This window comes from Streptomyces roseus, assembly GCF_001044425.1.
Lineage (GTDB): Bacteria > Actinomycetota > Actinomycetes > Streptomycetales > Streptomycetaceae > Streptomyces > Streptomyces roseus.
In genome coordinates, this window is record NZ_LFML01000077.1 from 1 (window position 1) to 11302 (window position 11302).

Genomic DNA, 11302 nt, shown 5'->3' on the forward strand with positions numbered 1-11302 from the left:
GGGCGGGGCGGGCGGGACGGGCGGGGCGCGCAGGGCTCCGTGGTGGCTGGCGCTGCCGGGGGCGGCGGTGTGCCTGGCGCTGGTCGCCGCGGGTCCGGTGACGGCCTGGGCACTGCCCACGCCGGTGTTCCCCGAGCCGTCCGGCCGCTTCGGGGTCGGCACCGGGGTGCTGGAGCTGACCGATCAGGAACGCCCCGAGACCGCCACCGCCGCGCCCGAGGACCGGCGCACGGTGGTCGTCCAGCTCTGGTACCCGGCACGCAAGGGCGCCGCGGGCGGGCGCCCCGCCCCGTACCTCGGGCGCACGGAGCACGAGGGGCGCGTGGTCGCCGGCGCGCTCGCGGACTACTCGGGCCTTCCCGGCTTCCTGCTGGACGGCCTTCCGCGCGCCCGCACCCGCGCGTCGTACGAGGTTCCCGTCGCCGACGGGGCAGACCGGTTCCCCGTCGTGCTGTTCTCCCCCGGGCTGGGCGGGGTACGCGCCCAGAACACCGCCTGGGCGGAGGAGTTGGCGAGCCACGGCTACGTCGTCGCGGGCATCGACCACCCCTACGACTCGGCGGCGGTCGTCCTCGCCGACGGCCGCACGGTCCGTACGGAGGTCTCGGCGACGGGCGACGACGCCGAGGACGAGCGGCGGGCGGCCCGGTGGACGGCGGTCCGGGCCGCCGACCTGAGCTTCGTACGGGCCCAGTTGGGCCGCATCCACAGCGGCGCGATCGCCGGTCCGCTCAGCGGGCGCCTCGACACCGCCCGCGTCGTGGCGGCCGGCCACTCCATCGGCGGCGGCGCCGCTCTGCAAGCCGCCCGCCAGGACCCGGAGTTCGCCGCCGTCATCGACCTGGACGGCTTCCCCCACGACCCGGCCCCGCAGCCCTACCGCCAGCCGGTGCTCGCGCTCACCCAGGCCATCGGCCCGGACACCGACCCGGACTACCTCCCGCAGCTGACCCGGGTCCTCGCCCTCAGCAGCGCCACGACCTACCGGCTCTCGGTGCCGGGAGCCGGCCACCTCACCTTCACCGACGCCCCGCTGTACCTGCCGCCCCTCCCCTCCCTCGTGGGCTCCCTCGGCAGGACGGAGGGCCCGCGCGTCACGGCCGCCGCGAGCCTCGCCTTCCTCGACGCGGTCCTGCGCCCCGGCGCGGGTGATCCGGCCGCGGCCCTGTCCGCGTACGGCACCCTCGCGGTCCACCGCCCCGGCTCCTGACGGGGCCCAAGTCGGTTGAGTGGGCAGCTGGTTGAACTCCGGGGCGGGCCGGCCGGGCGCTGCATATGCTCCCTCCGTACGCACCTCGAACCGTAAGGGGAACCCTTCGTGAGCGTCCGCATCCAACCCTCCTCCCAGGTCGACGAGAGCGCCGAACTGGGGGACGGGACCACGATCTGGGACCTGGCACAGGTACGGGAGGAGGCCCGGCTCGGGCGTGACTGCATCGTCGGGCGGGGGGCCTACGTCGGACCCGGCGTGCGCATCGGCGACAGCGTGAAGCTCCAGAACTACGCGCTCGTCTACGAGCCCGCCGTACTGGGCGACGGGGTGTTCATCGGCCCGGCCGCCGTCCTCACCAACGACTTCTACCCGCGCGCCGTCGACCCCGACGGCAAACAGAAGCGCGGTGGGGACTGGGAGGCCGCCGGTGTCGTCGTGGCCGAAGGGGCTTCGCTGGGGGCCCGGTCGGTGTGCGTGGCCGGGGTGCGGATCGGGCGGTGGGCGCTGGTCGCGGCCGGTGCCGTCGTGTCCCGGGACGTACCGGACTTCGCACTGGTCGCAGGGGTACCGGCCCGCCGCATCGGCTGGGTGGGCCGGGCCGGGGTCCGCCTGCTGGAACGCGAGGGCGAGCCGGGCGTCTGGGAGTGCCCGCGCACCGGCGCGCTGCACGAGGAACGGGACGGAACGCTGGTCGAAACGCCGCTCAAGCGGAACTGACGGCGCGTCGGCAATTTAGGGCAGCGGCATTTCAGCAAAACCGCAATCAACGAACATCCGTGGGCATACCTTGTCCCTGTACACGGGATCTGAGCAGGCAACAGGCTTTGTTCAGTGGGGGGTTGTACACGACGAGGGCATCGCGGACCAGGTGACGACGGACGGCGCGCAACGCGCCCGCCCGGCGCTGCCGTTCGCGCGTGCTCCGGTCCGGGGCTTCGCTGGGGGGATCCAGTGGGCGGCCTCGGACGGTTCGTGCCATCGGGGGGAACCAGACCGCCGGCACGTGCGCCGTCATGCGCGAACCCCTCCGCCGAACGACGACCGCCGGGTCTGTTCGAGGAGCGAATCAGAGGGGGTAGGTGTGTTGGAGCCGTACAGCTCGGACATACGGAGTGCGGGCAGCACACGGGGAGCCGGGGTGGGGACCCGGTGACCGCGAAACGAGCGGCTCGATTAGGAGCCCTGGCCCACGAGGACCCGTCGCTGCACGCGCTCGCCGAGCGGCTGCTTGCGCTGGCCGAGGCGGGACTGCCCGGGATGTACCTGCCGGGCGCCGACACCTTCGTGTTCACCCGGGTCGCCGCGGTCACCTCCGACGGCGTCCGCCGGATCGAGGCGCGCGGGACCAGCACCCGGTACGCGGCCATCACCGCACTGGGTGCGCGGTTCCTGCCCGAGGACCGCCAGCGGGCCCTGTTCGGCGGCCACGGTGTCGAGGAGTACGCGGGGCTGCTGGTGGAGCGGCTGCCCGGGGTCGGCAACCTCGGCGACGCGGCGCTCATCGCCTGGCTGGCCGCCGAGACCGGCCACCCGAAGCTGGCGGACGCCCTCGCGCGGATGGCCGTACTGGACGTACCCGGACGCCCGCAGTACACGGTCGAGGCCGCGTGGGTGCTCTCCGCCCTCGCCGCGGCCCGTACCGCGGCCGACGTGGAGGAGCGGATCACGGTCGCCCGCGACCGGCTGCTGGCGGCCAGGGCCCCCGGCAGCGCACTGTTCCCGCACGCCACCGGTCCGGGGCTCGTCCCCGGATTCCGCTCGCACGTTGCCTGCTTCGCCGACCAGACGTACCCGCTCCAGGCGCTGGCCCGGCTGCACGCGAGCGGCCAGGACCCGGCGGCCCTCGCCGCCGCCGACGCCTGCGCCGCGCGGATCTGCGAGCTCCAGGGCGACGGCGGCCAGTGGTGGTGGCACTACGACGCCCGCACGGGCGGCGTGGTGGAGGGCTACCCCGTCTACTGCGTGCACCAGCACGCCATGGCGCCGACCGCACTGTTCGACCTGGCCGAGGCGGGCGGCACCGACTTCGGCGCGGCCGTCCGCCGCGGGCTGCGCTGGATGACGGACGTGCCCGAGATCAGCGGGCCCGACGGCACCCCTCGCGAGTCCATGATCCTGGAGAAGTACGGGGTGACCTGGCGCAAGGTCTACCGCGGCGACCCCGCGAAGGCCGTCCGCGCCGTCCGCGGGCTCACCACCAAGGTCGCCCCGCACGCCCGGCTGGCCCCGCTGGACCGGGTCTTCCGCCCCGACGTCATCGACCGCGAGTGCCGGCCGTACGAGTTCGGCTGGCTGCTCCACGCATGGCTCGGGGGGCTGCAGAGATGAACCGACGCCACGACGGCCACGGCCGCCCGTCCCGGCACACCCTGTTCGGAGTCACGCTCGACGCCCTGACCATGGACGAGACCGTGCAGCGCTGCCTCGACGCGGTCAAGCGCGGCGAGCAGATCGAGATCGGCATGGTCAACGCCGCCAAGCTGGTCAACATGCACCGCGACCCCCGCCTCGCCGCGGCGGTCTCCGGCTGCGACCTGGTCCTCGCCGACGGTCAGGCCGTGGTCTGGGCCGGCCGGGTCCTCGGCGTCCGGCTGCCCGAACGGGTGGCGGGAATCGACCTGTTCATGCGGCTGCTGGCCGCGGCCGAGGACGCGGACGTACCCGTCTACCTGCTCGGCGCCCGCCAGGACGTACTGGACCTGATGCTCGCCCGGATCGCGGAGCGCTTCCCGGCGCTGCGCGTGGCCGGCAGCCGCAACGGCTACTTCGACGACGCCGAGCAGCCTCAGATCGCCGAAGCCGTCGCGAAAAGCGGGGCCCACCTGCTCTTCCTCGGCATGACCTCGCCCAAGAAGGAGATCTTCACCGCCGGCTACGGCAAGCACACCGGCGCCCACGTCGTGCACGGCGTCGGCGGCTCCTTCGACATCCTGGCCGGCATCACCAAGCGGGCCCCGGTGGTCTGGCAGCGCATGGGCCTCGAATGGTTCTACCGGGCGCTCCAGGAGCCGCGCCGCCTCGGCAGGCGCTACCTCACCACCAACACCGCCTTCCTCCTCATGACGGTGCGCGAGCTCATCCGCCGTACGCCGTCCGCACTGCCGCCCGCCACATCGTCTGCCGGTTCCGCGAACAGGAGTCACTGATGCGCGTCGTCGTCGTGGGACAGGGATACGTCGGTCTCCCGCTGGCCATCCGGGCCGCCGAGGTCGGACACCAGGTGATCGGGTACGACGTGGACGCGCGGCGGGTCAAGAGCCTCGCCGCCGGCGAGTCGTACGTGGAGGACGTCTCCTCCGAACGGCTGACCCGCGCCCTGGAGCGCGGCGCGTACCAGGCCACCGAACTCGCGCGGGACTGCGGCGGCTTCGACGTCGCCGTCGTCACCGTCCCGACCCCGTTACAGGACGGTGCACCCGACCTGCGCTACATCGAGGAGTCGGCGCACACGCTGGCTCGCTTCCTGCGGCCCGGCGCGACCGTGGTCCTCGAATCCACCACCTACCCGGGCACCACCGAGGAGCTGTTCGGGCCGATCCTGGAGGACGGTTCGGGCCTCACCGCCGGCGCCGACTTCCACCTCGGCTACAGCCCCGAGCGCATCGACCCCGGCAACACCGTCTGGGGGTTCCAGCAGACCCCCAAGGTCGTCTCCGGCGTGGACGCCCGCTCCCTCAAGGCCGTCGAGGCCTTCTACGCGGACCTCGTCGACAAGACGGTGCCGGTGAGCTCGCCCAAGGAGGCCGAGCTCGCCAAGCTGCTGGAGAACACCTTCCGGCACGTGAACATCGCCCTGGTCAACGAGATAGCCATGTTCGCCCGCCACCTCGACATCGACGTCTGGCAGTCCATCGAGGCGGCGTCCAGCAAACCGTTCGGCTTCATGAAGTTCACCCCGGGACCCGGGGTCGGCGGCCACTGCCTGCCGATCGACCCCTCGTACCTGTCCTGGCGGGTCCAGCGGGAGCTGGGCCAGAGCTTCCGCTTCGTCGAACTCGCCAACGACATCAACAGCCACATGCCCGAGTACGTGGCGCGCCGCGTCATGGACGCGCTCAACACCAAGCGCCGCTCCGTCAACGGCTCGAAGATCCTGCTGCTGGGGCTCGCGTACAAGAAGAACACCGGGGACGCGCGCGAATCGCCCGCGGTGCGCGTCTCGCAGCTGCTCATCGACATGGGCGCCAGGGTGCGCGCGGCCGACCCCCACGTGGTGGAGGGGCTCAAGGTCGACTCCCGTCTCGTACGGGTCGAGCCGACACGCAAGGAGCTGGCCGCGGCCGACGTGGTGGTCCTGCTCACCGACCACGACGCCTTCGACTACGCGATGGTCACCGAGCACGCCTCGTTCGTGCTCGACTGCCGCAACCGGCTCTCCGGACCCACGGTGGAGGTGCTCTGAGACCATGCCCAGGATCATCTGCGTGGCCGGGGCACGGCCCAACTACATGAAGATCAAGCCGGTGATGGACGCACTGGAGCGCCTGGGCGCCGAAGTGGTCCTCGTCCACACCGGACAGCACTACGACGAGTCCATGAACGACGTCTTCTTCCGCGACCTGGGCATCCGTCCGCCCGACCGGTACCTCGGTGCCGGATCGGGTACGCACGCCCGGCAGACGGGCCGGGTGATGACGGCCTTCGAACCGCTGGTCGACGAACTGGCCCCGGACGCCGTGGTGGTGGTCGGGGACATCAACTCGACGCTGGCCTGCGCCCTGGTCACCGCGAAGGCCGGCCCGCTGCTGGCCCATGTGGAGGCGGGCCTGCGCAGCCGGGACTGGAGCATGCCCGAGGAGGTCAACCGGGTCGCCACCGACCGCATCAGCGACTACCTGCTGGCCCCCTCCCCCGACGCCGCCGCGAACCTGCGGGCGGAGGGGTACCGGGAGGACCAGATCCACGTCGTCGGCAACGTCATGATCGACACCCTGCTCGCCAACCTGGACCGGGCCAGGGCCTCGGACGTCCTGGACCGGTACGGGCTCACCCGGGGCGGCTACGGCCTGGTCACCCTGCACCGGCCGGCCAACGTGGACGAACCGGCCGCCTTGCGCGGCCTGTTGAAGGCACTGGGCGAGATCGCGGAGCGCTGTCCGCTGCTGCTTCCCGCGCACCCGCGGGCGGCGCGGCGGCTGGAGGAGGTCGGGGTCCCGGGCGGGATCCGGATGGTCCCGGCCGCCGGGTACCTGGACTTCATCGCGCTCCAGGACGCCGCCCGGGTGGTGCTGACCGACTCCGGCGGGGTCCAGGAGGAGACCACCGCCCTCGGCGTGCCCTGTGTGACGCTGCGGGAGAACACCGAACGGCCGATCACCGTCGAGGAGGGCACCAACGTCCTGGCGGGGACCGACCCGGAGCGCATCACCGCCGTGGTGAACCGGGTGCTCGACGATCCGCCCGCCGCGCGCTGCCCCGCGCTGTGGGACGGCCGGGCGAGCGAGCGCATCGCGCGGGTCCTGCTGGAGGGCTTGGCGGCGGGCGGGCGGCCGCGGCCAACCGATCTCGCCGGCTGAGGCCGGGGAGACGGCGCGGGCGCACCACCGCGGCAACCGAAGAAGAGCAAGAACCGTAATCCGCACATGAACACGGCGGCGGCGCGTGGACGGCGCGGCGCCGCCGCGAGGGGGAAGACCATGGATCTCGCGGAGATCTGGCGGGTCATGCGCAGGCGCTGGTACGTGCTGCTGCCCGGACTGGTGCTCACGGCCGCGCTCATCGCGGGCGTGTACGTACTGGTCCCGGTGGAGTACCGGTCGCAGAGCACGGTGACACTGCTGAACTCGAAGAAGGCGACGGTGGCCTTCGACGGCAACCCCTTCCTCAGCACCCAGGCCTCGCTCACCGGCATGGCCGACGGCCTGGCCCGCAACCTCAACTCCGACGACTCCCGGGCGGACCTCAAGTCCCTGGGAGTCACCGGGGAGTACGAGGCGAAGATCGCCGACAACGCCCAGGGGCCCTTCATGTGGCTGAGCGTCACCGGAACCGATCCGGCCGCCGTCCTGAAGTCGGACGAGATCTTCACCAAGTACGCCGAGAAGCGGCTCCAGGAGTTCCAGGCCCAGCAGTCGGTGACGGCCGAGGCCATGATCCGGATGGCGACGATCGTCCCGCCGCAGAAACCGGAGGCGCAGACCAAGACCCGGCTCCAGTACCTGATCATGGCGGGAGCGCTGGGCTTCGTACTGAGCCTGGTGGCCACGTTCTTCGTGGAGGCCCGGCGCCGCCGCTCCGACAAGCCGGGCCGGCACCGGCCCGCGCCGGCCGAGAGCGCCGAGCCGCCGGCCCCGGAGAACGGCGCCCGTTCCGACACGGGTGGCTCCCGTACCGCCCGGGCGTCCGCGGGAGCCTCGCCGTGATGGGGACCGGAGCCGGGGCCGGGACCGGTGCCGGGGCCGCCGCCGACGCCGGGACCGGTGCCGACACCGGGGTGCGGGCCGGTGCCTCCGAGGCTCCGTCGCTGGGGCGCAAGGTCGGCTCCGCCGCCCGGTGGAGCCTGGTCAACACCGTGGTCATGCGCCTGGGCAACTTCGTCACCGGCATCGTCCTCGCCCGCTTCTTCCTCGGCCCCGAGGCCTGGGGCGTGTACGGGATCGCCCAGACCGTACTGCTGGTGCTGCTCTCCGCGAACGAACTGGGCGTCTCCCTCGCCATCGTGCGCTGGGAGGGCGATCCGCGCCGCTTCGCCCCGACCGTCCTCACCTTGAGCGTCGCTTCCAGCTGCCTGCTGTACGCCGTCCTGTTCGCCGCGGCTCCCTCCGTGGCCCGGGTGCTCGGCTCCCCCGAGGCTTCCGGGATCCTGCGGGTGATGTGCGTGTGCGTGGTGCTCGACGGGCTCTCACAGGTGCCCGCCGGGTTCCTCACCCGGGAGTTCGCGCAGGGCAGGCGGATGGCCGTCGACGCCGTCAACTTCGTGCTGAGCACGGGTGTGACCCTGCTGCTGGCCGTCCAGGGGTGGGGTGCGATGAGCTTCGCCTGGGGCTCCGTGGCCGGCAACGCGGCCGCCCTGCTGGGATGCTGCCTCGCCGCGCCCGGCACCCTGAGGTTCGGCTGGGACGGGGAGCAGGCGAAGGCCCTGCTGCGCTTCGGGCTGCCGCTCGCCGGGGCCAGCATGCTCGCCCTCGGCGTGGTCAACGTGGACACGATGGTGGTGGGTTCCGCCCTGGACCAGCTGTCCCTCGGCTTCTACGTGCTCGCCTTCAACATCTCCGGCTGGCCGGTGCGGATCATCTCCGAGGCGGCCCGCCGCGTCTCCTTCGCCGGGTTCTCCCGGCTGGCGGACTCGCCGGGGGCGCTCGCCGGGGGCTTCGGCCGCGCCCTGGGCGTGGTGATGACCGGAACCGTTCCGCTGTGCGTGCTGCCGGCCACCCTGGCGGCGCCGGTCGTCGGGCTCGTCTACGGGGACCGCTGGCTGCCCGCCGCCGCCGCGCTGCCCTGGCTGATGGCGCTCGGCGGCGTACGGATCGGCTGCGAGCTGGCGTACGACTGCCTGGTGGCGATCGGCCGGCGCCGCTCCCTCATCGGCGTCCAGGGGCTCTGGCTGGTCGTCCTGGTCCCGGCCCTGGTGATCGGCGCGGACGCGGGCGGGATCGTGGGCGTGGCGCAGGGGCACGTCCTGGTCGCCTGCGTCATGGTGGTGCCCGTGTTCCTCCTCGCCCTGCACCGCGGCGGGGTGGGCCCGGGGACCGTGGCGCGGGCCTGCGCCCGGCCGTTCCTCGGCGGGGCCGTGATGGCCGCGGTGATCCTCGGCCTGGAGCGGCTCCTGGGCGACGGCGTCCTCGCCCTCCTCGTGACCGGGGCCGCGGGCACCCTCGGATACGTCGTGTGCGTCCTGCCGAGCCGAGGCCTGCTGCGCGGCTCCGCGCGGGCCGCGGGGTAGCGGCGGTGGCACGCGACCGCAGGCGCCTCGTGGCCTGGCTCCTCGCCGGGCTCGTCCTGGCCGTCGTACTGGCGCTGTACGACGCCGACCGGACCGGGGTGAGCGAGCCCGCGGCCGGGCCGACGGCCGGGCCGTGCCCCGACAGCGCCCTGCGGTGTCCCGGCGGCAACCCCGCACCCGGGCCCGTGCCCTCGCCCTCCGCGGATCCGTCCGCGTCCGGCAGTCCGGGCCCCCCGACCTCGACGTCCTCCGCCCCCTCCTCGCCGGGAACGGGCACGGGGGGCGGCCCGGGCCCGGGGCCCGGCGGCGGCCCCTGCTCCTCGCCCGGCGCGTGCGGGTTCCCCGACGCCGGGACCACCGGCCCACGGATCGCACTGGAGCGGCACGACACGGGGGACCTGTCCGTGAAGACCGACGGCATGGTCATCAAGGGCTGGGACATCCGCGGCTCGCTGGACGTCTACGCCAACGACGTCACCGTCATCGACAGCCGGATCACCTCGGCCAACTGGTGGGGGATCAACCTGCGCCCCGGCTTCAGCGGCCTTCGCGTCCTGCACACCACCATCACCGCCGTACCGGGCAAGGGCCCCGACAACGGCGGCGTCGACTACGCGGTCTCCAACATGGGCGGCAGCTCGATCGAGGTGGGCTGGTGCGACGTCTCCGTGTTCGGCAACGCCCTCTCGATGGGCCAGGGCGAGATCCACGACACCTACGTGCACGACATCGTCCCCTTCCGCAACCAGGGCGGCGAATGGCAGCACACCGACGCCGTCATCAGCGGCGGCGGCAACAAGGGCCGCCTCACCATCCGCCACAACACCCTCCTGAACCCCGTCCCCGTGCACCAGGGCGCCAGTGCCGCCGTCGGGCTCTTCGCGGACACCGGGAACGTGTCCTCCGTGGTCGTGGACGGCAACTGGCTCGCGGGCGGGGCGTACGCGCTGTACGGCGGGGGGCCCGGGGCCTCCGGCATCCAGGTCACCGACAACGTGTTCTCCGCCGAGTACCACCCGAACGCCGGCGCCTACGGGCTGGTCGCCGCCTGGAACGCGGGCGGCGCCGGGAACGTGTGGCGCGGCAACCGCACGGCCGACGGCCGGCCGGTCGTCCCCGAGCCGTCCCCCTGACGATCGATTCGAGAGGACGTCATGCGCCGCATCGCGCGGGCCCCCTGGGAGCTGCTGAAGCGGGCCTTCGGCTGGCTCGTGCTCTTCGAGGCCCGGAACAAGGTCCTGCTCGCCCCCTCCGCCCTGCGGCTGCGGCGCTTCGAGGATGCCGAGACCGCCCGGCTCGCCGCCCACCTGGGCAGCCCGCCGAGCGCCCTGGTCGCCACGGTGATCGCCACCCACCGGCGGCCCGAGGCGCTGCGCGCGGCGGTCCGCTCGGCGCTGGCGCAGAGCGTCGCCGACCAGGTGGTCGTCGTGGTCGACGACGGCGCGGGCCTGCCCGGACTGCCGGCGGATCCACGGCTGTTCGCGGTGTCGCTGGCCCGCAACACGGCGACGGCCGGCGTCGTGCGCAACGTGGGGATAAGGCTGACCCGCTCGCGGTACGTGGCCTTCCTGGACGACGACAACCTGTGGGAGCCCGACCACCTGGAACAGGCCATCGCGGTGCTGGAGTCGCCCGGCGGCCCGACGCGGTGTACACGGCACTGCGCCGGATGCTGCCCGACGGCTCCGAACGGGACGTGCTGTCCGTGCCGTTCGACCGGCGCCGGGCCGCCCACGAGGCCTTCCTCGACACCAACGCCTTCGTGGCGCGCCGCACCCGGTCCCTGTACTTCAGCCGGCTGCGGCGCACTCCCGAGGTGCTGCCGCGCGAGGACTGGGAGCTCGTACGGCGCTACGCGCGCCGCCACGAGGTCCGCCACGTGCCCCGGGCCACGGTCCGCTACCTGGTCAACCCGGAGAGCTTCTACACCGCCTGGGACGGGCAGACGCCCACCGGGTGAACCGGCTCCGGTTCGGCGGCGGGCTCAGGGGCCCGGTACGGCACGCAGAGCCGACGGGCTGGCCAGGGCCCGCGCGGCCGCGCGGTTCGCGGGCCGGCCGAGCGCGGCCCGGGAGGTCTCGCGCAGCAGCACCGCGCCGCGGAAGGCCGCGGTCGCCGCCGGTCCGTGGCGGCGGCCGTAGAGCCGTACCCGGTTGAGGGTCAGCAGGGTCCACAGGCGGGGCGAGACCTGCGAGTCCCCGCCGAGG

The 11302-nt window shown here is 73.5% G+C and carries 10 protein-coding genes and 2 pseudogenes; 11 read left to right on the top strand and 1 reads right to left on the bottom strand.

Going from position 1 to position 11302, the window contains the following annotated elements:
- The 11 genes and pseudogenes from ACS04_RS19780 to ACS04_RS39415 all read left to right on the top strand — a co-directional run.
- On the top strand, positions 1-1210 hold a 1210-nt coding region (locus ACS04_RS19780), incomplete at its 5' end, for an alpha/beta hydrolase family protein (RefSeq protein WP_048477995.1).
- A 108-nt stretch (positions 1211-1318) separates the two neighbouring features.
- A complete protein-coding gene (locus ACS04_RS19785; RefSeq protein ID WP_048477996.1) occupies positions 1319-1930 on the top strand; it encodes an acyltransferase in 612 nt (203 codons plus the stop codon).
- Between the two features lie 432 nt (positions 1931-2362).
- Entirely contained in the window at positions 2363-3541 is a 1179-nt protein-coding gene (locus tag ACS04_RS19790; protein WP_048477997.1) for a hypothetical protein, read from the top strand.
- On the top strand, positions 3538-4359 hold the full coding sequence (locus ACS04_RS19795) for a WecB/TagA/CpsF family glycosyltransferase (RefSeq protein ID WP_048477998.1): 822 nt from the start codon (positions 3538-3540) through the stop codon (positions 4357-4359). Before ACS04_RS19790 ends, ACS04_RS19795 begins: the two co-directional genes overlap by 4 nt.
- The gene (locus ACS04_RS19800) at positions 4359-5615 is read left to right on the top strand and encodes a nucleotide sugar dehydrogenase (RefSeq protein WP_048477999.1); all 1257 of its coding nucleotides are present in this window, start codon (positions 4359-4361) and stop codon (positions 5613-5615) included. The genes ACS04_RS19795 and ACS04_RS19800 overlap by 1 nt, the downstream gene beginning before the upstream one ends.
- 4 nt (positions 5616-5619) lie before the next feature.
- Entirely contained in the window at positions 5620-6729 is a 1110-nt protein-coding gene (gene wecB, locus ACS04_RS19805; protein ID WP_048478000.1) for a non-hydrolyzing UDP-N-acetylglucosamine 2-epimerase, read from the top strand.
- A 120-nt stretch (positions 6730-6849) separates the two neighbouring features.
- Positions 6850-7575, top strand: coding sequence for a YveK family protein (locus tag ACS04_RS19810; RefSeq protein WP_245236453.1), 726 nt, complete (start codon positions 6850-6852; stop codon positions 7573-7575).
- A complete protein-coding gene (locus tag ACS04_RS19815; protein ID WP_078865008.1) occupies positions 7575-9095 on the top strand; it encodes an oligosaccharide flippase family protein in 1521 nt (506 codons plus the stop codon). Before ACS04_RS19810 ends, ACS04_RS19815 begins: the two co-directional genes overlap by 1 nt.
- Before the next feature lie 5 nt (positions 9096-9100).
- Positions 9101-10228, top strand: a complete 1128-nt coding sequence (locus ACS04_RS19820) for a lipoprotein (RefSeq protein WP_048478001.1) — start codon at positions 9101-9103, stop codon at positions 10226-10228.
- Between the two features lie 21 nt (positions 10229-10249).
- Positions 10250-10669: pseudogene (locus ACS04_RS39410) on the top strand (glycosyltransferase); the annotation flags it as partial.
- Positions 10670-10743: 74 nt separating this feature from the next.
- On the top strand, positions 10744-11055 hold the full coding sequence (locus ACS04_RS39415; RefSeq protein ID WP_245236454.1) for a hypothetical protein: 312 nt from the start codon (positions 10744-10746) through the stop codon (positions 11053-11055).
- Positions 11056-11079: 24 nt separating this feature from the next.
- On the opposite strand, the pseudogene ACS04_RS19830 reads toward ACS04_RS39415, so the two are convergent.
- Positions 11080-11302 (bottom strand): annotated as a pseudogene (locus ACS04_RS19830) (glycosyltransferase family 2 protein); the annotation flags it as partial.